The sequence below is a fragment of the Pseudomonas sp. NFX98 genome (genome assembly GCF_047784845.1).
Lineage (GTDB): Bacteria > Pseudomonadota > Gammaproteobacteria > Pseudomonadales > Pseudomonadaceae > Aquipseudomonas.
In genome coordinates this window covers 57,387-80,190 of sequence record NZ_JBLNNF010000024.1, presented here as the reverse complement: position 1 = coordinate 80,190, position 22,804 = coordinate 57,387, and the positions used below count along the sequence as shown (strand labels likewise).

22 protein-coding genes are annotated in these 22,804 nt (G+C 59.3%); 10 read left to right on the top strand and 12 right to left on the bottom strand.

Features of this window, described 5'->3' with window-relative positions; genetic code table 11:
* Positions 1–84 precede the first annotated feature (84 nt).
* Both ACM110_RS26585 and ACM110_RS26580 read right to left on the bottom strand, forming a co-directional pair.
* Positions 85–4,515 carry a dermonecrotic toxin domain-containing protein gene (locus tag ACM110_RS26585; RefSeq protein ID WP_416130093.1) on the bottom strand — a complete coding sequence of 1,477 codons (4,431 nt, stop codon included), beginning with the start codon at positions 4,513–4,515 and terminating at the stop codon, positions 85–87.
* A gap of 100 nt (positions 4,516–4,615) precedes the next feature.
* Positions 4,616–5,398: an AraC family transcriptional regulator gene (locus tag ACM110_RS26580; RefSeq protein ID WP_416130092.1), complete on the bottom strand. Its 783-nt coding sequence runs from the start codon at positions 5,396–5,398 to the stop codon at positions 4,616–4,618.
* Positions 5,399–5,494: 96 nt separating this feature from the next.
* Between ACM110_RS26580 and ACM110_RS26575 the strand changes: the two genes are divergently transcribed.
* Positions 5,495–6,382, top strand: a complete 888-nt coding sequence (locus ACM110_RS26575) for a DMT family transporter (RefSeq protein ID WP_416130091.1) — start codon at positions 5,495–5,497, stop codon at positions 6,380–6,382.
* A gap of 91 nt (positions 6,383–6,473) precedes the next feature.
* On the opposite strand, the gene ACM110_RS26570 is transcribed toward ACM110_RS26575, so the two are convergent.
* The 3 genes from ACM110_RS26570 to ACM110_RS26560 all read right to left on the bottom strand — a co-directional run bounded on the left by ACM110_RS26570 (position 6,474) and on the right by ACM110_RS26560 (position 8,416).
* Positions 6,474–7,364 (bottom strand): esterase/lipase family protein, encoded by an 891-nt coding sequence (locus ACM110_RS26570; protein ID WP_416130090.1) that lies wholly within the window; start codon positions 7,362–7,364, stop codon positions 6,474–6,476.
* A gap of 107 nt (positions 7,365–7,471) precedes the next feature.
* Positions 7,472–7,777, bottom strand: a complete 306-nt coding sequence (locus ACM110_RS26565; protein WP_416130089.1) for a DMT family transporter — start codon at positions 7,775–7,777, stop codon at positions 7,472–7,474.
* The gene (locus ACM110_RS26560; RefSeq protein WP_416130088.1) at positions 7,778–8,416 is read right to left on the bottom strand and encodes an FMN-dependent NADH-azoreductase; all 639 of its coding nucleotides are present in this window, start codon (positions 8,414–8,416) and stop codon (positions 7,778–7,780) included.
* A gap of 110 nt (positions 8,417–8,526) precedes the next feature.
* Between ACM110_RS26560 and ACM110_RS26555 the strand changes: the two genes are divergently transcribed.
* The gene (locus ACM110_RS26555) at positions 8,527–9,483 is read left to right on the top strand and encodes a LysR substrate-binding domain-containing protein (protein WP_416130087.1); all 957 of its coding nucleotides are present in this window, start codon (positions 8,527–8,529) and stop codon (positions 9,481–9,483) included.
* A 28-nt stretch (positions 9,484–9,511) separates the two neighbouring features.
* On the opposite strand, the gene ACM110_RS26550 is transcribed toward ACM110_RS26555, so the two are convergent.
* A complete protein-coding gene (locus ACM110_RS26550) occupies positions 9,512–11,587 on the bottom strand; it encodes an AsmA family protein (RefSeq protein ID WP_416130086.1) in 2,076 nt (691 codons plus the stop codon).
* Between the two features lie 117 nt (positions 11,588–11,704).
* On the opposite strand from ACM110_RS26550, the gene ACM110_RS26545 reads away from it, so the two are divergent.
* From ACM110_RS26545 to ACM110_RS26510, 8 genes are all read left to right on the top strand, one after another.
* Complete coding sequence (locus ACM110_RS26545) at positions 11,705–11,887, top strand: hypothetical protein (protein ID WP_416130085.1); 183 nt, start codon at positions 11,705–11,707, stop codon at positions 11,885–11,887.
* Between the two features lie 88 nt (positions 11,888–11,975).
* On the top strand, positions 11,976–12,431 hold the full coding sequence (locus tag ACM110_RS26540) for a hypothetical protein (protein WP_416130084.1): 456 nt from the start codon (positions 11,976–11,978) through the stop codon (positions 12,429–12,431).
* Between the two features lie 172 nt (positions 12,432–12,603).
* Positions 12,604–13,236 carry a TetR family transcriptional regulator gene (locus tag ACM110_RS26535; RefSeq protein WP_338584457.1) on the top strand — a complete coding sequence of 211 codons (633 nt, stop codon included), beginning with the start codon at positions 12,604–12,606 and terminating at the stop codon, positions 13,234–13,236.
* A 253-nt stretch (positions 13,237–13,489) separates the two neighbouring features.
* Positions 13,490–13,990 (top strand): urease accessory protein UreE, encoded by a 501-nt coding sequence (ureE, locus tag ACM110_RS26530; RefSeq protein WP_416130083.1) that lies wholly within the window; start codon positions 13,490–13,492, stop codon positions 13,988–13,990.
* Positions 13,987–14,661, top strand: a complete 675-nt coding sequence (locus ACM110_RS26525; protein ID WP_416130082.1) for an urease accessory protein UreF — start codon at positions 13,987–13,989, stop codon at positions 14,659–14,661. Before ureE ends, ACM110_RS26525 begins: the two co-directional genes overlap by 4 nt.
* 37 nt (positions 14,662–14,698) lie before the next feature.
* On the top strand, positions 14,699–15,313 hold the full coding sequence (gene ureG / locus ACM110_RS26520; protein ID WP_274076826.1) for an urease accessory protein UreG: 615 nt from the start codon (positions 14,699–14,701) through the stop codon (positions 15,311–15,313).
* A gap of 29 nt (positions 15,314–15,342) precedes the next feature.
* The gene (locus tag ACM110_RS26515; protein WP_416130081.1) at positions 15,343–15,915 is read left to right on the top strand and encodes a HupE/UreJ family protein; all 573 of its coding nucleotides are present in this window, start codon (positions 15,343–15,345) and stop codon (positions 15,913–15,915) included.
* A gap of 166 nt (positions 15,916–16,081) precedes the next feature.
* Positions 16,082–17,215, top strand: coding sequence for an AGE family epimerase/isomerase (locus ACM110_RS26510; RefSeq protein WP_416130080.1), 1,134 nt, complete (start codon positions 16,082–16,084; stop codon positions 17,213–17,215).
* An 18-nt stretch (positions 17,216–17,233) separates the two neighbouring features.
* Here ACM110_RS26510 and ACM110_RS26505 read toward each other — a convergent pair whose 3' ends face one another.
* The 6 genes from ACM110_RS26505 to livM form a co-directional block, all read right to left on the bottom strand.
* Entirely contained in the window at positions 17,234–18,139 is a 906-nt protein-coding gene (locus ACM110_RS26505) for a cation diffusion facilitator family transporter (RefSeq protein ID WP_416130079.1), read from the bottom strand.
* Positions 18,140–18,309: 170 nt separating this feature from the next.
* The gene (locus ACM110_RS26500) at positions 18,310–19,080 is read right to left on the bottom strand and encodes an SDR family oxidoreductase (protein ID WP_416130078.1); all 771 of its coding nucleotides are present in this window, start codon (positions 19,078–19,080) and stop codon (positions 18,310–18,312) included.
* Between the two features lie 243 nt (positions 19,081–19,323).
* A complete protein-coding gene (locus ACM110_RS26495; RefSeq protein WP_416130077.1) occupies positions 19,324–19,566 on the bottom strand; it encodes a hypothetical protein in 243 nt (80 codons plus the stop codon).
* Between the two features lie 372 nt (positions 19,567–19,938).
* On the bottom strand, positions 19,939–20,655 hold the full coding sequence (locus ACM110_RS26490; RefSeq protein WP_416130076.1) for an ABC transporter ATP-binding protein: 717 nt from the start codon (positions 20,653–20,655) through the stop codon (positions 19,939–19,941).
* Positions 20,652–21,524, bottom strand: coding sequence for an ABC transporter ATP-binding protein (locus ACM110_RS26485; RefSeq protein WP_338584450.1), 873 nt, complete (start codon positions 21,522–21,524; stop codon positions 20,652–20,654). Before ACM110_RS26485 ends, ACM110_RS26490 begins: the two co-directional genes overlap by 4 nt.
* Positions 21,521–22,804 (bottom strand): high-affinity branched-chain amino acid ABC transporter permease LivM, encoded by a 1,284-nt coding sequence (gene livM, locus ACM110_RS26480; protein ID WP_338584449.1) that lies wholly within the window; start codon positions 22,802–22,804, stop codon positions 21,521–21,523. Before livM ends, ACM110_RS26485 begins: the two co-directional genes overlap by 4 nt.

Below are 22,804 nucleotides of genomic sequence, written 5' to 3'. Positions count from 1 at the left end.
TTCTCCTTGTCGCCGCACCGAGAGGTGCGGCATTCACCCAGAGTGTAGTCAAGCCTTGTTACACCTTCCTCCAGCCATGGATGATCATTCGGCCGGCGCTTCACTGGCGGACGGTTGCTCCAGCAGGCTCTTGAATGCCTGTTGATATTCTTGCCAGGCTGACAGGCGTTTATCGATCACGGATCCGGGCAATCGCTCGAACGACACCCCGACTTCCCCAGGCAGACCGTATTGTGTTCCCAACGTCTTCAATGACGTGAATTGGGCATAGGCCCCCGACTTGTACAGCTTGTTTATTTTTATCTGCCTGATGGTGTTGTCCCGGGAAACCTCCGGCAGCGCCGCCCGCCCCGCCGGCACATCATTGATAAAGACAAAGTCCGGACTGGCGGGGCCTGGTTCAAGGGTTGCCAGCGCCGGCAGTTCGAACTCGAAGTAACCATTGTCCGCTGTATGGGCGACAGGGAACTCCGGCCAGGAATCGGCAACGACCAATTGCTGGAGATTGCTCAAGTCATCGCCGATCACCACGTATTGATGGTCGAAAGCGGTGGCTTTGACGAGGTGAACCCGCGAGTCTCTCGGTTGGCTGGCCAGCAGCGCGAAGGTCACTTTCGAGTTTTCCGAACAGTTTCCACCCTTGATTTCGATGGCTTTGCGCGCATGTTCGGCGATTGTCATCTGCGCGGTGAATTGACCTTGCTGGAGATCCAATCCTCGCAGTCCCTTGATTTTTGCGATCGCAGAACCGCCGTTTTCCCAGATGCTCGGCAACTGGTTGCCCGATAAAGGCAACAGTTCCTTGGCCCGATAGATCACGCGTTGTGCCTGACGCAGGTTGGCCATGACCTGAGGCGTCACTTCGGTGGGTTGTTCTGGCGCTGATACACCCGATCCAAGCTCATCCGCATACTGCTGCAACGCAACCCATGATTCACTGGACGGCGTGGCGTTTTCCCTGACGGTCTGTTGCAGCGCCAGATATTCATCGAGACGCCCGGTTTGCTTGAGATTACGCGCGCGCTCGCCCAGATTGCGCTCGGATTCCGTGAGCGCTACCAAACCGTCCTCCGTGAACAATCGCTCTAGCAATGCCTCGAACTGTTCGGGCGACATCAGCGTTTTCAGGTCCGGTAATACCTCGATGCTTTTTACCGTGCGCTGGTTGGCCTCGAAGCCCTCGATGTTCGCCTTCACAAGCCCCTCCCAGAGTGCGTTCCAGCAATCGTCGGACAAGCTCTCGTCCATCAACTTCAGTCCGCGCAGGTAGTGGTATCGTTCGAACGAGGGGATGCTCGGATGAAAGGCACCGTCGACAAACTCCTGGCAGCGTTGCTCGACATCCTGCAGTTGCGCAACCTCACCGGTCACGGTGGGAGCTCCTCCGCGCAGGCGCATGACTGCCGGATCGAATGCCGTATTTTTCAGCTCCGGCAAATCGGAAAGAACACTCGTCAACCGGTAAGGCTTCAGGGCATGGTCGCGTAATGCCGCGTTCAGGATCGGGCCTTGGCCGATATGAATCTGCAACGCATCCCGCTCGGCATCGGGCAATGCTTGCAAGATCGAGGTGAATAAATCACTGCCTGAATGCAGGGGATTTCCATGCTCGTCACAGGCCTGGAACACTCCGCTGTCGCTCACGACAAGCGTACGTCGAATCGCGGCGTCATCCCGGCCGATGCTGTCCAGCTTTAGACCGTCGACGCTGTAATGACGGAGTTCAATCCGGACATCGGCGTTCCAGCCAGGCAGGTTCTCCAGCGAATGCAGGGCCAAGGCGTCGAAGTCCGGATTGTCGACCGACTCCAGATAGAAGCCCTCATAGGCCCGACTGATCCGCACATCCTTGAGCGCCCATTTCGCAAAACCTTCCAGTCGTTCGGGTAGCCTGCGCATCTTGAGCGCCTGCAACTCCTCCGGACGAGCCAGTGCCACCAGTTCTTCTGCGACGATAGCGGGCAGCCCTGCCACCTCGTCCTGGATGACCCTTGCCTCGGCGCTGACGGCTCGCTCGATGCCTCGGTAGCGAGTGTCGAACAACGAGACCTTGCGCTGATCGGCCAGTTGCGCGAGTTGCATCCTTACACGCTCGGCATTCTTGCGGCGGCTGCCCAGCGATGCGTGGGCATCATCACCCAGCAGTTGGCGGATTTCGTCGTCATCGAGATACGACAGCAAGGTGTCGATCAGGTCGATGTTCGCCAGTCGGTCCGCATGGATGGTCACAGGTTCTGCAGCGGACCCGAGTGAGTACAGAACCTGTCCATCGGCCCCGACGAGCTCAATCGCCCGGCCGGGCCACAAGCCGTCCAGCAGTTGAAACTGCCAAAGCGCATCGGCCTGCAGGTAATCCTGCGCATGGGAGCTGCCGATGTTGCGGATGAACGTGTGAATGTCCCGGTCGATCCGGAAGCGGGTCACCGTATCGCTCAGCAAAGGAATCGCTCGCTCGTTATCGGCGTACATGCGTACAAGCGCTCCAAGGTCGGCACGGCTGACGGTACGGATGTCGCCGAGCCGGTCCGTCAAGCCTTCCACCGAGGGACCAAGCCGCTTGATCAGCTTATCGGCATCCCAGGCGTGCGGTTGCTCACCCTCGATCACAAACGCACCCGTACCGTTACTTTCCGCCAACGGCTGGTATGCCTCGGGTCGAGTCGGATGCTGCACGCGATGTTTACCGGTTCGCGAATCGAGCGCGAGTTCGAAATGGTCACCGTCCAGCGGCAGAATCTGCTTGCCCTGATGTTGATACAGGCCGTAAGCGTCGGGCTTGGAGTCAGCCGCCAGACGCAGGTTCTGCGACAGATAGGGTTGCAGATTTTGACTCCATAGCCGCTGCTCGCCATTTCTTAACGTGACTTGTCGGGCACCTTCGAGGAACGGCGACAGCCTGGATTTCACCACTTGAGTGGCGATAATCCCGCCAGCCGCAAAGGCGCCCAACTGAATCATATTTTCAGCGACGCCGATCAAGTGCTCCGCGGCCTCCAGGTACTCGCCCTCGGCGAGCTCAACAACACCTTCAACGACCCCGTCGACCAGTTGATAGACCATATACCCCAGCATGGCCTCCCCAAGCACTGGTACGAACGGGGTCGCGATGAGCAAGGCAACTTCCATGATGTCGGAGAGCATCTTTTCCAGGTTTTCAATCCAGGCCCAGCGTGCGGCGCTGTCCGCATCGGCCGTGGTCACCGCCAGCGCGCGTCCGTTGGCAAGGATCTTGTCCACTTGTCGCTCGTAGAGATAAATCCAGGGATCGTCGTGTTGGCGACTGGCGATATCGCTTTCGAAGGACACCGAGGCGAACCGCAGGTCAGGGCGCTCCACGTGGGTTTCGCGCCAGGCGGGTAAACCGGAGCCCGGTTGCGCGCCGTGATAGGTGACTTGCACCAACCTGGTGTTGAGCGCGGCGAAAAAATGCCCACGTTGCCCATGATCCACGAAGCGACTGAAAAACGTCTGGTAGCTCGTCCGGGTAGAAGCGGAGGCCTGATCGTTGCCCCGTAACTGGCGAGTCAGTTCACGCGCGAATTCGACCGTCGAGGCATACTCTTTCAGCGGATGCTCGGGATCGTGCGGTACATAAGCAATAACGCGTCGGACATTCGCACCGGGCGTGTCGAGATCGGCGGCGATAAGCACAATTCCGGTCAGGCGGGTGCCCAGCATGCTCAAGTGGTAATAGCGTACGGGACCGCCATCGAACACCTGCCCCTTTTTGCCCCGAACCATGTTCAACACAGTCAGGTACGCCGCAGGCCCGATGTCTTTCTTCATCAACGCCAGGTGTGCGGCGGCTTTCATGGCGCCTTTCTGACTATCGACAATGCGCTGCTGGACCACCGCACGGACCATGGCATCTTCGGGAACAAGATAACTTTCCAGATGGTTTTTGTATTGGGTGCCGACATCCAGAGTTCGGCAAAGCGCCCTGAACTGCTCGACTGTTATATTCAGCTCTTTAATTTCAAACTGCCCAATTTCGTCGGGCTTGCCAGTAAATACAGAGTCAGCGCTAAAAACCTCACCTTCGGCAAAGTTGTGCAGCGAAGCGTTAAGCAAAGAAACAGTTCGACTGCTGACGCCGCCCGTGACATCAAGTGTCCAAGGTGATGTGTTAGCAGTGGAATACAAGCGTAGAAAAGTTTCACGAACATCGACTACTACACCGTATTGTTCATGAATAGCCTGAGTCAGTATTGGTTGGGCGAAGGATTCAACGTCCTGCAGATTGCCGAGCATCCGATCGACTGTATTCTGGGCCATCCAGCCCGCCTGCGTGGCGACTTTCGCGGCCAGGTGCTCGGTAGGGGACGCCGCTTTGTGCCATTCGGAAACAACTTTGGGGGTGTTGCGTAAATCAGCCATCCGCTGAAGAGATGAGTTGGCAATCCAGTCGGGGATGACGCCTTTGATAAAACCGGAGTGAATACTGTCTTCGTGCTTAATACCAGAAGCGTTCGGAACACTTTCAGCTTTCAACAATAAATCCTTCACAACAATCACCTGCAAACTTTAATAAAGAGTATTGAAGCCTACAACGCCCCAATCCTGTCCCATGAAGTTTGTTTCTGACAATGCTGTGTGAAATATCTTAATCAGACCGTTAAAACATTTTATTTCGCCGATAGTAGTCGGGCGAACAACCCGCTTGACGCTGAAACATCGCAATAAACGCCGAAGCCGTGCTGTAGCCCATGTCGAAGGCAACTTCCTGAATACTGCGATGGCTGTCCAGCGCTTCAATCGCAGCCAGAAATCGCAGACGCTGGCGCCATTCTCCGAAACTCATGCCTAACTCGCGGACAAACTGCCGAGCCAGGGTCCGTTCGCTGACGTGAACCTGCGCCGCCCAATGCGCCAAAGGCCGATTGTCATCAGGTGCGGCTTGCAGGGCCTCGCAAATACCCAGCAACCCCGGCGTGCTGGCATAGGGCAGGTAACACTCATGCACCGGCGCCTGTTGCAACTGGTCTACCAGAACCTGGGCCAGGCGTTTATCGGCGGCCTGCTCGGGAATCTTTACGTCACGGACGGCGAAGTCCTTGAGGATTGCCTTGAGGATGTCACTGATGGCGAGTGTGCAGGCCTGTTTTGGCAGATCCTCACAAACTGCGGGGGCCAGGCAAACGGCACGGTAATTGATCGGCTGATGGCTGTAGAAACTGTGCTCGATTTCCGGTGGCACCCACACCGCGTATTGCGGCGGCGACAAGAAACGACTGCCGTCGACATCCATGTGCAACACCCCGTGCGCCGCATACTCGAGCGTGCCCCAGGGATGCCAGTGCGCCGAGGCGTATTCGTGGGTGTTGAAGTCTGCGTACCGGAAGTACACCGGGGCCGGCAGCTCGCTGAAATCCAGCAGGTCAATGTGTTTACTGGTCATGCTGTCCGGAATCAAGGGCGGGTTGTCTGGATCGAAGTATAGACCTGTATCCAGACAAGGGATAATTGCCCCTCATTAACGTTCTGGTTTTTCCTGATGCAATACGCTTATCCCCTGCTGGCCATTTTTATCTGGGCCGGCAACACCGTGATCACCAAAATGTCGGCCGGGGCGATCTTCCCCGCCGAGATCGGTTTCTACCGCTGGCTGCTCGCCGGTTTGTTGTTCACGCCTTTCATGCTCAAACCGGTGATCGCTCACTGGCCGCAGATTCGCCCGAACCTGGGAAAGATTTTCATCCTCGGCGTGCTCGGCATGGCGGTCTATCAGAGCCTGGCGTATTTCGCCGCGGCCCTGACCACGGCCACCAACATGGGCATCATCCTGTCGTTGATGCCGTTGATGTCGCTGGCCATGGCGATCGTCAGCCTCGGTCAGCGCCTGACTGCCGGTGCGCTGGCCGGTGCGGTGTTGTCATTCGCCGGCGTGCTGGTGGTGGTCTCGTCTGGCAGTCTCAGCGCGTTGCTGGAGCACGGGGTGAACCTGGGCGACGCGATGATGCTGGTCGCGACGCTGGCTTACGCGGTCTATAGCACGCTACTGAAAAAATGGCAGCTGAAATTGCCGCCACTGGTGTTGCTGTATTTACAGGTGCTGGTGGCGGTGATGGTGCTGTTTCCGCTGTTTCTCGCCTCGCCGAAAATCGGCCCGACGTTGCAGAATATTCCGCTGGTGTTGTACGCCTGTTTGCTGGCCTCGATGGTGGCGCCATTGGCGTGGATGCAAGCCGTAGTGCGCCTGGGGCCGAGCCGGACCGTGCTGTTTTTCAATTTGCTGCCGTTGATTACCGCGCTGATTGCGGCGGTGGTGCTGCATGAGCAGTTGGCGATGTATCACTTGGTGGGCGGTGTGTTGACGTTGGGTGGGGTGGTGCTTTCGGAGCGTTGGACGACCGTGTTGGGCGGTAAGGTTCGCGTGGTCTAAGCAACAAAGATCGCAGCCTTCGGCAGCTCCTACATGTGAATGCATTCCAAGTGTAGGAGCTGCCGAAGGCTGCGATCTTTTGATCCGGATGTTACAAACCAGCTGCATTCAACCGCGCTGCATGCTCGACAAACAACCGAATCGGCTCGGCGCCCTTCCCCACCAATCCAAGCGACTGATTGACGATGTCGAAGTGATCCAGCGGAAACTCATCGCCAATCACCGTCCCCAGGTGCGAGCTGTAGCGTCCGACCATGCCGTCGCAATGCCCGGCTTCACGGACAAAGGTTTTGGCGAACAGCCGACAACTGCGGTTGGTGCCATCCAGCAGGTTGCGCCCGCGATCGGTCTTGCCCGGTTGCAGGGTTCCGGACCAGGAGTAATAACGCACACCGTTGACCTCTTCCGGCCCTTGTCCGCCCCAGGTCTCGGGCAGCCCTTGTGGATAACGCTGGTTGAACAGCGCAACGCCTTCAGTAGTCAGCGAATGGTGGGAGGCATGGATATCCACAGGCAGCTTCGGCCCGCGATAAGCAGTGTCGAGCAAGCACATCAAGGCGTTGATGATGCGCAACAAAAAACTCAACAAGCGGCCCTTGGTGCTGTCATGGGGATAATGCCGGTGCAGGTAGTCCGCCAGTTCCGAGCCATGGTTCGGCCCGGCGACCGAAGTGACCGAGGCAACCAGATCCGGGCGCTTGGCTGCCGCATATCGCGCCGTCAACGAGCCTTGGCTGTGACCGATCAGGTTGACCTTCTCGGCCCCGGTTTCGCGCAGAATCTCCTCGATCCGCGCCAGCAATTGCTCACCGCGCACTTCATTGGAGTTGAGCGGCGAGACCTGCACCGCAAACACGAGGGCGCCGCCACGGCGCAACGCACCAACGATCCCGTACCAGTACGGATAAAACACCAAACGGATGAACCCGAGCATTCCCGGGACCAGCAATAGTGGATAGCGCGGGGCAGAACCTTGCGACATGGGCGGACATCCTTGTGATCGAGAAGTGACGCAAGGCGGGATGCAAGACATCCGCCAAGCATCGCCAGCGAAGATGACAACTCGACGACCAGTCTATGACATCCGCCCTACTTCAGCCCTACCACGCCTGCCACGATCAGTCCGACCGACAACAACTTCACCGCCGTCAGGCTCTCCCCCAGCAATGCAAACCCGAGAAACACAGTGCCCAGCGACCCGATAGCGGTCCAGATCGGATAGGCAATGCTCACCGGTAACTCGCGCATTGCCAGGGTCAGGAAGTAAATCCCGCCCACTGCCGCCACGACAGTGATCAGCGACGGCCAGAGCCGGGTGAAGCCTTCGGCGTACTTCATGCCCATGGCGAACGTCACCTCAAACCCGGCTGCGATCAGCAGAAACAGCCAGGCCATCTAGAACTCCCTGGCAAGCGCCAGCAAGCGCTGTTCGGCCTCAGCAGCGGAGACCGCGAAGGTGCGCGCCTCGGACTCTTCGCCCTCGGCCGCGACCACGGTGATATCGGTGATGCCAATGAAACCCAGCGCTGTGCGCAATAGCGGATCAGCATGATTCATCGCCTCCAACTCACCGCCCGGACCAAAACCGAAGCCGCCGCGACTGGTGACGATCAAGGCCTTTTTACCGTGCACCAGCGGTTCGTATTGGGCCACGCCATTGTCCAGGGTGTGATTGAACGTCAGGCCGAACCGCACGATCTGATCGATCCAGGCCTTCAAACCGCTGGGTACGCTGAAGTTGTGCATTGGCGTGGAAATCACCAGCAGGTCATGGCCGAGCAACTCGCCGACCAGTTCATCGCTGAACGCCAGATCGGCTTGCATCGACAAGGGACGGGCCTCGGGTTCGGGATAAAACGCGGCGGCCACAAACGCTTCGTTGACCGGCGGAATCAACGCCCGCCCGACTTCACGGCGGGTCAGTTGCGCATGCGGATGACATGTCTGCAACGCCGAGAGAAACACCTCGGCCAGACGCCGTGAGTGCGAACGCTCACCGCGTGGACTGGCGTGGATAGCAAGAATTTTACTCATCTGAATCTCCTCAAGGACTAAACTCAAACTGCTTGTGGCCTGCAGCTTGAAGCTCGCAGCCTTTCCTCTTCAAATGAGCAAAAATCACTCGGGATGAATCCATTTCATCCATGGAGCATTCAATGTTTGCCTCGCTGCCGCTGACCGCCCTGCGCGCCTTTGAGTCCGCCTCACGCTTATTAAGTTTCAAGGCTGCTGCCGAAGAACTGGCCGTTACCCCCACGGCGGTATCGCACCAGATTCGTTCGCTGGAAACCTGGCTTGGCGTGCCGCTGTTCGAACGCCTGCCTCGCCAGGTACGCCTGACCGAATGCGGCGAACGGCTGTTCCACAGTCTGCACGGCGCTTTTCTGGAAGTAGCGCAAAGCGTCGACACCCTGCGGCCACAACGCAGCGGCACAAACCTGACGATCTCCACCACCGCCGCCTTCGCCGCCCTGTGGCTGGTGCCACGGCTGGGACGTTTCTACGCCCGGCACCCGAATATCAACGTGCGCCTGGATACCCACTGCGAAGTCATCGACCTGCATCAGGACGCCAGTGTCGATCTGGTGCTGCGCTACAGCCTTGGTGATTATCCGAGCCTGTATGGGTTGTGCCTGTTCGATGAATCCTTCGGTGTCTACGGTTCGCCCGAACAAGTGGCACTGGCGAGCCAGCGCACGCCGACGCTGATCAGCGTGCGCTGGCACAACTCCAAGCTCTACGCCCACGGCTGGGAGGCGTGGTGCGCTCAGTCCGGCGAGACATGGCTGAGTGGCCAACCCGCCGTGCGCGAATACGACGAAGAACATTACGCCCTGCAAGCGGCGATTGCCGGTCAGGGCCTGGTGCTGGCGAGCAATATCCTGGTGTCGGAAAGTGTGGCCAGCGGGCTGCTGTTGCCTTATCGGGGGGAGGTGCAGGTGGATGGCGCAGGTTATAGCGCGCTGTGCGTGCCGGGTCGCGAGCGGCATCCGCCCGTGCGGGCGTTTTTTGCGTGGCTCACAGAAGAGGCGTCGGTGTCCGGACTAACGCCAAGATCGCAGCCTGCGGCAGCGTCTACAGGGGACCGAATTCCTCTGTAGGAGCTGCCGCAGGCTGCGATCTTTTGATCTACCGGGTTGGTTTGACCGTCACCGGCGCCTTGCCCGACTTCATCTGTTCCAGCAATGGCGCACACTGATTCGGCTCGCCGCCGCTCGGTGCCACCAACGCCAGCAGCCCCGCCGCCGGTGCGGCAATCACCCCAAGGGCCACCATCCCGGCCCCGCGCAACATCAGCGGCACGGCCTTCACCCCGGCATCGGGCTTGATGAACTTGCCCCGCACGTACAGCGGTGAACGCAGCGAGATCAAGCGCCAGCCCTTGGATTCCGGGGTGATGGTCAGGTCCAGTTGTTCGGTGGCCATGTTCGCCGTGCCATCGATATAGATGATCGCGTTCTCGGTATCGAACACGAACAATCGCGTGGTCGCCAGGCCGTTCTTGATGTCGAAGTCGGACGCTGCGCAGTTGATCTTCACTTCCTTGTCGCCAAAGATTTTGCCGACCACATAGTTGCCGACGTTCAACCCGGCCAGTTCCATCAACTCGCGACTGATGGCGCCGTCGTTGATCAGCATTTTCAGGTTGCCGTTGGCGCTGCCCAGCAATTTGGCCACCGAATTGCCGCGACCGGTGATGTCGGCATCGCCATTGAGCTCGCCGAAACTGGTTTTCATCGGTTCGAAGGTCGGGAACAACTGCTTGAGCTTGAAGCCCCGCGCGGTGAGTTTTGCCCGACCTTCCAAGGGCTCGGTGCGACCGTTCAGGCGAATCTGCGCATCCAGCTTGCCGCCCGCCACGCCAAAGCGCAGCGGTTCAAGGCTGAGCACGCCATCGGTCAGCACCAGGTGCGTGTAAAGATCGTTGAACGGCAGTTTTTCGCTGTGGACGATGCGTTTGCCGGTGAATTCGACGTCGGCGTCCATATCGCGCCAGCGATCGGTCTTGAATTCTTCGACCGGCAGCACCTTGTCCGCCGGCTGTTTGCTTTCGCCACCTCGGGCCTTTTGCTTGGCATTGGAATCGGCACCGATCAGCGGGGCCAGGTCGGCAAACAGCAGTTGATTGGACAGCAGCGACCCGCTGAGTTTGGGCCGTGGCTGGCCGGCGACGTAGGTCAGGCTGCCGTGGATATCACTCTCGCCGATCTTGCCGTTGAATTCTTCATAGCGAAACACAGCGCCCGTCGGCTCATGCAGCTTGGCGATCAGGTGACCGTCGGTGGCGTACGGCGGCGTATCAGGCAAGGTCACGCCGGTCAGCGGGTAAAGATTGCCCAGGCTGGTTCCAGCAAGTTTCAAGCGCAGGTCGAGGGCACCGAGATTCATCGGGTCGGTCAGCGTACCGGCCAGTTCGACGCTGGTGTCGGCGATCTTCACTTGCGCCTGCAATGGGAACGGTCGGGCCGCGTCCTGCAAGGCCAGCAAGCCGCCAATCTTGCCCTGGCCCGCCAGTTTCTGACCGTGATACTGGCCTTTGACCTTGAGGCCGAACGCGTAGTCCTGTGGCGCGACGCCCTGTTCCTGCGCGGTTTTCGCCGCTTTGTCACCGACAATCTCGCTGAACGGAATCGGCTTGCCCAACGGGTCGATCAACACGTCGAGCTGAGTCTTCAGATTCTGGTCGTCGAGGGTGACATGGCCCTTGTCGAAGCCGATCGCGCCGATGTCCAGCACCCACGGCGAAGGTTCGGCGTTCGGGTCCTTCGGGTCGAACTTGAAGGTCCAGTTGGCGCGACCGTCGGCCAGGCGTTGCAGCTCGGCATTGGGTTCGGTGAGGTCGATGCGCGGGATGACGACACGCTGCGCCAGCAGGGCCAGCGGTGAAATGCGCAGCTCGACGCGCTTGAGGCTGGCCATCTGCGGCGTCTTCGACCAGTCCGGGTTGCCCAGGCTCAGGTCTTCGGCCACCACATGCGGCCACGGCACCCAGGCACGCCAGCCGCCCTCATCGGGCTCGCGCCGCCACACCACCGCCAGGTTGCCATTGATGGCGAACGGACGGTGCAGCTCTTCTGACACTTTGGCATTGAGGGGTGGTTTGATCCGGTTCCAATCGAAGAACACGATGACCAGCACCAGCACGGCCAGCAGAACAACCAGGCTGCTGAAGGTCCAGGCGAGAATTTTACGGGTGCGCGTCATTGCACAAAGCTCCTGATACGACTGAGCGCCCCGATCGCGACGCACATGAAAAACGCTGGGCCAGAACCGGCCCGCTATGGAATCTACGACTGAAAAACGGCCCGCAGGTTTAATCCGATGACCGATTTTCCAGCAATCGACAAGTCAATTCATGACTCATCAGTCGCCTTCGGCGTTACCGGCCCCGCACTTTTACGTGGCGCGAGTGAGTCGAAAATACCCACCTCGGTGCAAACGCGCGGGCTTGAAAGCCCCGGTTTACAAGGCCTGCAGAGAACAATCAATTCCGTTGATTATTAACATTGCGTTTATGAACTTTTATATCGACTTATCGAGAGTAGCATTGCCCTCGTACCCAATTTATCGCCCTCCTACGGAGCACCCAATCATGAAACGCCAACTTCTGCTTAGCCTTACACTCTCTATGCTGGCCAGCACTGCCTTCGCATTGCCGGCCGCTGACCAGGCCACTCCGCAAGTCAAAGATAACCACTCGGTGTTCAGCCAAACCGTCGCTGCCGATGGTTCCGATCGCACCCCGGGCCAAACCCTGGCCGAAGGCGGTAACGATCGCCTGAAAGAAAAAAACCTGATCACTGAAGATGGCTACGACCAAACCAAACAAGGCCAGACTGTTGCTGCTGACGGTTCCGATCGCACTCCAGGTCAAACCCTTGCCGCTGATGGTTCCGACCGCACTCCAGGTCAAACCCTTGCCGCTGATGGTTCCGACCGCACTCCAGGTCAAACCCTTGCCGCTGACGGTTCCGATCGCACCCCAGGTCAAACCCTTGCCGAAGGCGGTGGTGACCGTGTAATCGAACGCAACAGCGCTACGAGCTGAGCCCATGGCGGCCCCGAAAAAAAGCCCAATCACCGGATTGGGCTTTTGACATTCTGGCCTTTCACTTTATAGACGCCGCATCTCCTCGCCTGATCCCCCTATCGCCGTTCGACGCCGGCAAAGCCGATTTGCTAGAGTGCGCCGCTGTCCTTCTTCAGAAAACGCCCTTGCGATGCTGCCCCGCGCCGAACAGAAACAACAAACCCGCAACGCCCTGATGGACGCTGCCCGTCGCCTGATGGAAGGCGGCCGAGGATTCGGCAGCCTGAGCCTGCGCGAAGTGGCGAAAACTGCCGGGATCGTTCCAACCGGTTTCTACCGGCATTTTGCCGATATGGATGAACTGGGCCTGGTGCTGGTCAGCGAAGTTGGCCAGACCTTCCGTGAAACCATTCGCCTGGTGCGGCACAACGAGTTCGTCATGGGCGGCATTATCGATGCGTCGGTGCGGATCTTTCTCGACGTGGTCAGTGCCAACCGTTCGCAGTTCCTGTTTCTGGCCCGCGAACAGTACGGCGGCTCGCTGCCGGTGCGCCTGGCCATCGGCCGTCTGCGCGAAGACATCAGCTCGGACCTCGCTGCCGACCTGTCGTTGATGCCCAAGCTGCAACACCTGGACATCGCCGGTTTGAGTGTCATGGCCGACCTGATCGTCAAAAGCGTGTTCGCCACCTTGCCGGACATCATCGACCCACCGGCCGAGGCGCTGCCGGAACACCTGACGCCACAGGCAAAAATCACCCAGCAGTTGCGTTTTATCTTTATCGGCCTCAAGCATTGGCAAGGCCTGGGCAGCACCGAGTAATGCATTACAAGATCGCAGCCTTCGGCAGCTCCTACAAAGAAATGCGTTCCCTGTAGGAGCTGCCGAAGGCTGCGATCTTTTTTTGCGTGCTACAAATTAGTGCATAAAAAAACTGAAGCGCACCAACTTCAGCCAAAAATCCTCAACACTTCGCAACTCGCCCTACACCTCCGTCAGCCATTTCCTACACATCACGCCGATTGGCAAGCCCCTTGCTCTAGCCTCTGCATCGTCCATTGCTGGAAGCTTTCCGATGCTGGTGATTCATCGCAGAATCGACCCTCAACCCGTCTGGGCCGCCGAGTTGCACCTGACCTTCGAAGCCCGGAGCAAAAGCCGTTTGCGCTGTTTCAGTGCCGAGGGCGAAGATGTCGGGCTGTTTTTGGAGCGCGGCCAATCACCGTTGTACGACGGTGAATGTTTGCAGGCCGAAGACGGACGCATCGTCCGCGTCTGCGCCCGCCCGGAACAACTGCTGCACGTCACCTGCGCCAATGCCTTCGAACTGACCCGCGCGGCCTATCACCTGGGCAATCGCCATGTTGCCCTGCAAGTGGGAGATGGCTGGTTGCGCCTGCTAGACGATTACGTGCTCGAGGCCATGCTCGAACAATTGGGCGCCCATGCCGAAAACATCGAGGCACCGTTCCAGCCGGAACACGGCGCCTACGGCGGCGGCCATCATCATTCGCGTCACGGCGATGAAGATTTCAACTATCCACCGAAGCTGCATCAGTTCGGCGTTCGCCTGTGAACCCCGCATGGGCATTGCTGCGCCTGGCCAGTCCGCAATTGCCGATTGGTGGCTACAGCTATTCCCAAGGCCTGGAAATGGCCGTGGAGAACGGTCGCGTCCACGATCCCGACAGTGCGCGGCGCTGGATCAGCGATCAATTGCTGCTCAACCTTGCTCGCTTCGAAGCTCCGTTGCTGCTCGCCCATTGCGTGGCGGCGGCAGAGGAAAACTGGAGCGAACTGCTGCAACGCTGCGAAGCGCACCGCGCCAGCCGGGAAACCCGCGAACTGCATCAGGAGAGCCGGCAGATGGGCTACTCCTTGCAGCAGTTGCTCAACGGCTTGCCGGAACTCGATGCAGCGGCGCGTGCCTTTCTTGAGCAACGCCGCGAACCACACTTGGCGCTGGGCTGGGCATTGGCCGCTCGCGCCTGGCAGATCAGCCCGCAGGATGCGCTGGCCGCGTGGCTCTGGAGCTGGCTGGAAAACCAATTGGCGGTGCTGATGAAAACCCTGCCGCTGGGCCAGCAAGCCGCCCAACGCCTGACCAGCGAACTGCTGCCGCTGCTGCAACAAGCCCAGCAGGACGCCAGCCACATCAACCCCGACCACTATGGCAGCGCCGCGTTTGGCCTGTCCCTGGCGTGCATGGCGCATGAGCGCCAGTACAGCCGTCTGTTCCGTTCCTAGGGCCTGTTGTTTTGGCCGCCCTTTTTTGGAGAACCACATGAACACACAACCTCTGCGCGTCGGCATCGGCGGCCCGGTCGGTTCCGGTAAAACCGCCCTGACCCTGGCCCTGTGCCTGGCCCTGCGCGAGCGCTACAACCTGGCCGTCGTCACCAACGACATCTACACCCGCGAAGACGCCGATTTCCTGGTGCGCAACGAAGCGCTGGCGCCGGAGCGCATTATCGGCGTGGAAACCGGCGGTTGCCCGCACACCGCGATCCGCGAAGACGCCTCAATCAACCTCGAAGCCGTGGATCAGCTCAACCGCCGCTTCCCAGGACTGGACCTGATTCTGGTGGAGTCCGGTGGCGACAACCTCTCGGCCACCTTCAGCCCTGAACTGTCCGACCTGACCATCTACGTGATCGACGTTTCCGCCGGCGACAAGTTGCCGCGCAAGGGCGGACCGGGGATCTGCAAATCCGATCTGCTGGTGATCAACAAGATCGACCTCGCACCACTGGTTGGCGCGTCGCTGACCCTGATGGACAGCGACACCACGCGCATGCGCAACGGCAAGCCATTCGTCTTCAGCAATCAGAAAACCGGCCAGGGCCTGGAAGAAATCATCGCCTTCATCGAACGCCAGGGCTTGCTGACTGCTGCCTGATCACGATTTATCCACAAGGAAGCCAATTCATGACACTGAAACGCATTCTGGGCGCCATGGCCCTGCTGCTGACCCCGGCCATCGCTTTCGCCCACCCGGGGCACGGCGATAACGGCTTGATCGCCGGCATCAGCCACCCGATCGGCGGCCTCGACCATTTGCTGGCGATGCTCGCGGTCGGCCTGTGGGCGGCGCAGCAACAAGGCGCGGCGCGCTGGGCGCTGCCGTGCACTTTCGTCGGCACCATGCTGCTGGGCGGGTTGCTGGGTTTTGAAGGGCTGAACCTGCCGGCGCTGGAAAGCGGGATCGCCGCGTCGGTGCTGGCGCTGGGTCTGGCGGTGGCCTTGGCGGTGCGTCCGCCGTTGAGCATGGCGGTCGGTTCCACGGCGTTGTTCGCGTTGTTCCATGGCGTGGCCCATGGCCTGGAACTGCCGGACATGTCGAGCCCTTGGATGTATGCCGCAGGGTTTGTCGCGGCGACGGCAGCATTGCATGGGTTGGGTTATGCGCTAGTGCGCGTGCTGCCACAAGCTGCGGCGCCGTTGGTTCGATTGGCGGGTGCGGCTTCGGCGGCGACCGGTGTGTGGTTGTTGGCCGGCTGATTCTCTATTGCCTGAACTGGCCTCATCGCTGGCAAGCCAGCTCCCACAGGGATTTGCACTTAACCTGTGGAAGCTGGCTTGCCAGCGATGACGGCCTGACAGACACCACAACTCTCAGGCCTGCTAACATGTCGCGCAATCGCCCCTGCCGTGACGACGCCAGCCAATGCCGCCTGTTTCCCGCTCCGCTTCCCAGCCTGAACTGACCGCCCTGTTCACCTCGGTGCAACAGCACTTCCACAACGTGATTGTGCCGCTTTGGCAAGGTCCCGGCTGGAATGCCGAGATGGCGCTGCCCTATGAGGCGCTGGACGCCGAGCACAATCCCCTGCCACCTCAACGCTACCGGGCCATGGCCTGTGCGCGGCAGTTGTATCTGTTTGCCAGTCTGATCGGCCAGGTGTCGGATGCCGAAGAGCGTGCGGCAGCGCTGTTCCGTTCCTTGCAGCGGCACTTTCACGATGCCGAGCACGGCGGCTGGTTCTACAGCATCGACCCACACGGCGCGCCGCTGGATCAGCGCAAAGACCTCTACACCCACGCCTTCATCCTGTTCGCCTGCGCCCATTACTGGGACAAAGTTCGCGAGCCGTTGGTGGAGTCGGTGCTCAACGCTGCCCTGGAAGTGATTGCCCGGCGATTCGCCACGGGCGACGGCCTCTATGAAGCCAGCCTCGATCGCGACTGGTCATCGTTGCAAAGCGGACCGTTGCAGAATCCGTTGATGCACTTGGCCGAAGCCTTCCTCGCCACGCTGGCGGTACGCGAAGACCTCGGCGTCCAACGCGCACTCGTCGAGTTGTGCACAGCCATGCAGAAGCGTTTTATCGATCCGCAACACGGCGTGTTGATGGAAAAACCGTTGGGGGCAGTGGATAACTGGTTTGAACCGGGACATCAGTTCGAATGGTATTTCCTGCTGGAATCATCGGAGCTGCTGCGGGGTTCGAAACTGCATGCTTCGCTGGAGCGCGCCTTCGCGTTCACCGAACAACTGGGTGTCGATCAACAAACCGGCGCGGTGCGGGCCATGCTTGATCTGGGGCCGGATGGCGGCGCCCGGGACGCCACCCAGCGTATCTGGGCGCAGGCCGAGTATTTGCGTGCGTTGACGTTGCGGCCGGACAGCGAAGCTGAGGTGCTGCGCCAATTGCAGGCATTGCAGCAACGCTCGCTGCATGCCGGTGGCTGGTATGAATGCCGTGATGAGCAAGGTGAAGTCAGTCGCCGGGATATGCCGTCGACCACGCCTTATCACTTGGCGACTTGCTATCGCGGGCTGGCCGAGTACCTCGGCTGATATCGAAAGGATCGGAAGTTACTCAATCCACTTCCGGTCCCCGGTAAAACTGATGGTCAACCATCGTGCGGCATCCGGTTCACCGAGCTTCGCGGAAATTTCCTCGCGCAAACTGTCCAGTTGGCCCACTCCGTCCAGCCAATAATCCTTCGGCAACACAATGTGAATCTCGATAAAACAGGCCCGGCCGTGTTTCTGCACGTAGGAAATGTAATCGTCGAAACCATGCTCCACCTTGGCCACGTCCATCACTTGACGCACCTTGTCGTCCAATTGATCCGGGACAATCCCCAACACATCGCGCAATGCCGGGCCGAGGATTTTGTACGCCGGGGGGAGCATGCCCAAGGCCAGCAGAATCAGAATCATCGGGTCGACGTACACCGCCCATTTGCCGTAACCCTGAGTCTTGAGCAGCAGCGCGATGAGGAAACTCACCAGCAGGCCCGCCGACAGCATCGCGTCCACCAGCCAACTGATGTTGTCGAACTGGATCAGCGATGACTTGAGTGTGCGATTGCGACGGCGGACGTAGAAATAATAAATCAGCTCAACGACCGTGAAGAACGCGGCGTAGAAGATCACCAGCCCCAGTTCAACCTCGCGGCCACCGCTGATAATGCCGAACACACCGTTGAGAAAGGCATAAATGGCGACCAGGAAAATGAAACTGCCCTCGATCACCAGCACCATGGGCTCCAGATGCCAGGAGCCGAACTGGAAACGCTGATTGCTTTCCTTGGCGATCATCCGGGCGGTGATCAGCATCAACACCTTGATGAACGCCGCGATCAGCGAAAAGAAGCCATCGAACAGGATCGATTGGGCGCCCGAGACAAAACCGGTGATGATCCCGGCGACCGTCACGGCGAGCATCAGGAAGGTCGATTGCTTGAGCAGCGACTGCTCGCCTCGATTGCTCACTTGTTCTCCTCTAATACCTCTAGACCGCCGGGTGTGGCGGAGCTGTTGGGTGAGGAGTCTAGCTGAACCTTCATCGCCTGAACCGGCCCCTTCGCGAGCAAGCTCGCTCCCACATTTGACCGCGATCCAATGTGGGAGCGAGCTTGCTCGCGAAGAACGATGACTCGGTGTTAAGCCTTGCCACCACTGCGATCAATAGCAAACCCGGCCCAGGTCTGGCTGACCGGCATCAATTCCAGGCTGTTGATGTTGATGTGTGCCGGGGCATTGAGCACCCAGAAAATGGTGTCGGCGATGTCTTGCGGCTGGATGGGTTCGGCACCGGCGTAGGTCGCGTTGTAACGCTCCTGATCACCGGCAAAACGTACCAGCGAAAACTCGCTTTCGCACAGGCCCGGCTCAATGTTGCTAACCCGCACGCCCGTGCCCTGCAGGTCGCAGCGCAGGTTCAGGGAGAACTGTCTGACGAACGCCTTGGTGGCGCCATACACGTGGCTGCCCGGGTACGGATAGTTGCCGGCGATGGAACCCAGGTTGACGATGCCGGCACCGCGACCATGAGCGATCAGGCGTGGCAGCAGAAGACGAGTGCTGTACATCAGGCCTTTGACGTTGGTATCGACCATGGTGTCCCAATCGTCCAGGTCGCACTTCGGTGCCGGGTCAACACCCAACGCCAGGCCGGCGTTGTTGATCAGCCCGCGCAATTTGGCGAAGGACGGTGGCAGGTTGGCAATGGCTTCTTCCATGGCCTTGCGATCACGCACATCGAGCACCAGGCCATGCACTTCAGTCTGCTTCGACAGCTCGGCACACAGCGCATTGAGGCGTTCTTCACGACGACCGGTCAGCACCAGTTTCCAGCCAGCCTCGGCAAAACGACGGGCACAGGCTTCACCAAAACCGGAGGTCGCGCCGGTAATAAACAGGGTGTTGGACATCGTGTTCTCCTTGCTTCGGCTGATGCTCAGCCATGGAAATAGAAAATCAGCAGGCAGCATGCCCGGCCTTGCTCACAGCGGCAACCACCGCACAACCTGTACAAAAAACGATCAAACCACGCAACACCTTACCCTCCGTGGCTTGCAGCCATGTGCGCGCACGTTATCCACAGCCCCATCCACACATTCCGGGGGCAAGTGGAAAAGCTGAAAGCCGCTATCCACAAGGCTTTGCGAGGTGTTCTAAAACTTTTTTGCTTGACCCTGACGGACCTGCTGTGTAGCCCATGGCAATTTTCCCGACCAGCCGGTCAAACCGACGATGGCCGCAAGCCAGTAACCACGGCCTTCAGCCAAGTCTTTCCAGAGTTTAATCACAGACTTATCCACAGGCTTGTTCACTGTAACTTGCTGCACTTTCGTCACCCAGAAAAAGGTTGACAAACCCACCCTGAAGCCACGCAAAAACGCCTGATCAAAAAACAATCATGTCGCTGGAGGCCACGGATTGAAAGGCTCTCAGCCAGCTACTCCCACGTTATTCACAGCCAGCTCCACAGCAAACGGGGACAAGTCAAAACCGTGACAAAACAACTATTTGCAGCGGCTTTATATCGCGGTTTGGGAGCTTGGGGAATTTGTTTTCCACAATTTTACTTTACGTCGCAACGCCGCTCTTGTAGGAGCTGCCGAAGGCTGCGATCGGTTGATCTTGATCTTAAAAAACAGGATCAAAAGATCGCAGCCTTGTTTCACTCGACAGCTCCTACAACAGCTCCTACAACAGCCCCATAGAGCGCGCATAAAAAAACGCCCCGACGTTGAGCACGTCAGGGCGTTTTGTTGAACGCTAACGATCTAGTGACCGCCGAGATAGGCGTTACGCACATCCTCGTTGACCAGCAATTCCTTGCCGGTACCCGTCATGCGAATTTCGCCGTTGACCATCACATAAGCGCGGTCGGACAAGCGAAGGGCATGGTTGGCGTTCTGCTCCACCAGGAAGATGGTCATGCCGGTTTTCGCCAGTTCGCGCAGGGTGGCGAAAATCTGCTTCACCACGATCGGTGCCAGCCCGAGGCTCGGCTCATCAAGCAGCAGCAGTTTCGGTCGGCTCATCAACGCACGGGCGATGGCCAGCATTTGCTGTTCGCCGCCGGACATGGTCATCGCACGCTGAGTGCGCCGCTCTTCAAGCCGAGGGAACAGTTTGAACATGCGCTGCATGTCTTCCTTGGCATACTTGTCTCCAATCGGAATGGTGCCCATCAGCAGGTTTTCCTCGACGGTCATGTCGGGGAACACCCGCCGGCCTTCCGGCGATTGCGCGATGCCGTTGGACGCGATGTAGTGCGACGACTTGTGGGTAATGTCCACGCCCTGATAGAGGATCTGCCCGTCCGCCGCCCGTGGCTGACCGAAGATCGACATCAGCAGGGTCGATTTGCCGGCACCGTTGGAGCCGATCAGACTGACCGTTTCACCTTCGTTGATGTGCAGCGACACGCCTTTGAGGGCCTGGATCGGGCCGTAAAACACGTTCAGATCCTTGAGTTCGAGGATGGGTTGGGTCATACCACTTCCTCTTCGTCAGCGCCCAGGTAGGCGGCAATTACTTTCGGGTCGTTGCGGATATCGTCGGGGCCGCCCTCGGCGATGACGACGCCGTGGTCCAGCACCACGATGTGGTCGGAAATACTCATAACCATGCCCATGTCGTGTTCGATCAGCACCACGGTCAGATCGTGCTCGTCACGCAGCAGCCGGATCATCGCGCTCAGCGCTTCGGTTTCCTGAGGGTTGAGGCCCGCGGCCGGTTCGTCGAGGCAGATGATCTGCGGACGGGTGCACATGGCGCGGGCGATTTCCAGACGACGTTGCTGGCCGTAAGACAGCTCACCGGCCAAGCGGTTGGCACAGTCCACCAGGTCCACCACTTCCAGCCAGTAGAACGCGTGGTCCAGCGCATCGCTCTCGGCCTTGCGGTAGCCCTTGGTGTTGAGGATGCCCGCCAGCAGGTTGCGGTTGACCCACATGTGCTGGGCCACCAGCAGGTTTTCCAGCACCGACATTTCCTTGAACAGGCGAATGTTCTGGAATGTCCGCGCCAGCCCGGCGCGGTTCACCAGGTGGGTGCCGCCGAACGCCTTGTAGAACAAACGACTGGCGAAGGATTTAGGCGAGACGAAATCGGTCGGTTTGAACGATTCGCCCAGCAGCTTGATGACGTTGGTCTGCTCGCCACGCACGTTGAGTTCGATCTTGCCGCCAGAGGCCTTGTAGAACCCGGTCAGGCAGTTGAACACCGTGGTCTTGCCCGCACCGTTGGGGCCAATCAGGGCGAAGATCGAGTTGCGCTTGACCTGCAGGCTGACATCGTTCAACGCCTTGATGCCGCCGAAGTGCATCATCAGTTTTTCGACACTGAGTACGACTTCGCTCATGGCGCTACTCCTTTACGCGGGGTCACACCGGTACGGCTGATCCGAATCAGGCCGCGCGGTCGCCAGATCATCATCAACACCATCAGGACGCCGAACAGCAGCACTCGGTATTCGGCGAAGCCACGCAGCAGCTCCGGAGCGACGGTCAGTACGAAGGCCGCGATGACCACACCGATGGTCGAGCCCATGCCGCCGAGTACCACGATGGCGAGGATCAGGGCGGATTCGAAGAAGGTGAACGAGGTCGGGTTGACGAAACCTTGATAGGTCGCGAAGAACACGCCCGCCAGACCCGCCGTCGATGCACCGATGGTGAATGCCGAGAGCTTGACCAGCACGTGGTTCAGGCCCATGGAACGGCAGGCGATTTCATCTTCGCGCAGCGCTTCCCAGGCACGGCCCACAGGCATGCGCGTCAGGCGATGCTTGATGTACAGCACGCCAAGAACCACCAGGAACAACACCGCGTAGATGAAGTAGTACTTCACGTCCGGGTTGTAGGCGATGCCGAAGAACTCATGGAACGGTACGCCGCCGTCCTTCGCCCGCTTGCCGAATTCCAGGCCGAAGAAGGTCGGCAGTGGTGCCGGCATGCCGTTCGGGCCGCCGGTCAGCGACAGCCAGTTGTTGAGGATCAGACGGATGATTTCACCGAAGCCCAGGGTCACGATCGCCAGGTAGTCACCGTGCAGGCGCAGGACCGGGAAACCGAGGATGCAACCGGCCAGCCCCGCCGTGATCGCCGCCAGCGGCAGCACCGTCCAGAAACCCAATCCGAGGTACTGATAACCGAGCGCCAGGCCGTAGGCACCGATGGCGTAGAACGCCACGTAACCCAGGTCGAGCAGGCCGGCCAGGCCGACCACGATATTCAGCCCCAGGCCCAGCAGCACGTAGATCAGCCCGAGGATGACTACGCCCAGCAGGTACGAGTTGGAGAAGAACGGGAACACCACAGCGAGGACGATCATCAGCGGGATGATCCAGCGCAGACGGGACTTGTAGTCAGGCGCCAGTACATGGACCCCGGAACCGGTGGATTCAAAACCTTCGAGGATTCTCAGGCCCTTGGGGGTTTGCAGGAACATGCTCAGGGCAAAGCGACCGGCCATGACAATGGCGACAATCCACGCTACCCGGGTGGTTTCCAGGTTGAAGCCATAGCCATCGAGAACGACGCCGACAATCGGCCCGAACACAATCAGGGCGATGAGGCCGGCAAGAATCGCGTCAACCAGACTTTTTTTGATATCAATGGTTTTTTTAGTGGTTGAAGACAT

Excerpts from the sequence above, each read along its gene's own strand:
- ACM110_RS26555 (WP_416130087.1), top strand. The coding sequence starts at position 8,527 with ATGGAGCATTCAATGTTTGCCTCGCTGCCGCTGACCGCCCTGCGCGCC.
- ACM110_RS26550 (WP_416130086.1), bottom strand. The coding sequence starts at position 11,587 with ATGACGCGCACCCGTAAAATTCTCGCCTGGACCTTCAGCAGCCTGGTT.
- ACM110_RS26535 (WP_338584457.1), top strand. The coding sequence starts at position 12,604 with ATGCTGCCCCGCGCCGAACAGAAACAACAAACCCGCAACGCCCTGATG.
- ACM110_RS26500 (WP_416130078.1), bottom strand. The coding sequence starts at position 19,080 with ATGTCCAACACCCTGTTTATTACCGGCGCGACCTCCGGTTTTGGTGAA.
- ACM110_RS26580 (WP_416130092.1), bottom strand. The coding sequence starts at position 5,398 with ATGACCAGTAAACACATTGACCTGCTGGATTTCAGCGAGCTGCCGGCC.
- ACM110_RS26540 (WP_416130084.1), top strand. The coding sequence starts at position 11,976 with ATGAAACGCCAACTTCTGCTTAGCCTTACACTCTCTATGCTGGCCAGC.
- ACM110_RS26515 (WP_416130081.1), top strand. The coding sequence starts at position 15,343 with ATGACACTGAAACGCATTCTGGGCGCCATGGCCCTGCTGCTGACCCCG.
- ACM110_RS26510 (WP_416130080.1), top strand. The coding sequence starts at position 16,082 with ATGCCGCCTGTTTCCCGCTCCGCTTCCCAGCCTGAACTGACCGCCCTG.
- ACM110_RS26490 (WP_416130076.1), bottom strand. The coding sequence starts at position 20,655 with ATGACCCAACCCATCCTCGAACTCAAGGATCTGAACGTGTTTTACGGC.
- ACM110_RS26570 (WP_416130090.1), bottom strand. The coding sequence starts at position 7,364 with ATGTCGCAAGGTTCTGCCCCGCGCTATCCACTATTGCTGGTCCCGGGA.
- livM (WP_338584449.1), bottom strand. The coding sequence starts at position 22,804 with ATGTCTTCAACCACTAAAAAAACCATTGATATCAAAAAAAGTCTGGTT.
- ACM110_RS26560 (WP_416130088.1), bottom strand. The coding sequence starts at position 8,416 with ATGAGTAAAATTCTTGCTATCCACGCCAGTCCACGCGGTGAGCGTTCG.
- ureE (WP_416130083.1), top strand. The coding sequence starts at position 13,490 with ATGCTGGTGATTCATCGCAGAATCGACCCTCAACCCGTCTGGGCCGCC.
- ACM110_RS26565 (WP_416130089.1), bottom strand. The coding sequence starts at position 7,777 with ATGGCCTGGCTGTTTCTGCTGATCGCAGCCGGGTTTGAGGTGACGTTC.
- ACM110_RS26545 (WP_416130085.1), top strand. The coding sequence starts at position 11,705 with ATGACCGATTTTCCAGCAATCGACAAGTCAATTCATGACTCATCAGTC.
- ACM110_RS26485 (WP_338584450.1), bottom strand. The coding sequence starts at position 21,524 with ATGAGCGAAGTCGTACTCAGTGTCGAAAAACTGATGATGCACTTCGGC.
- ureG (WP_274076826.1), top strand. The coding sequence starts at position 14,699 with ATGAACACACAACCTCTGCGCGTCGGCATCGGCGGCCCGGTCGGTTCC.
- ACM110_RS26575 (WP_416130091.1), top strand. The coding sequence starts at position 5,495 with ATGCAATACGCTTATCCCCTGCTGGCCATTTTTATCTGGGCCGGCAAC.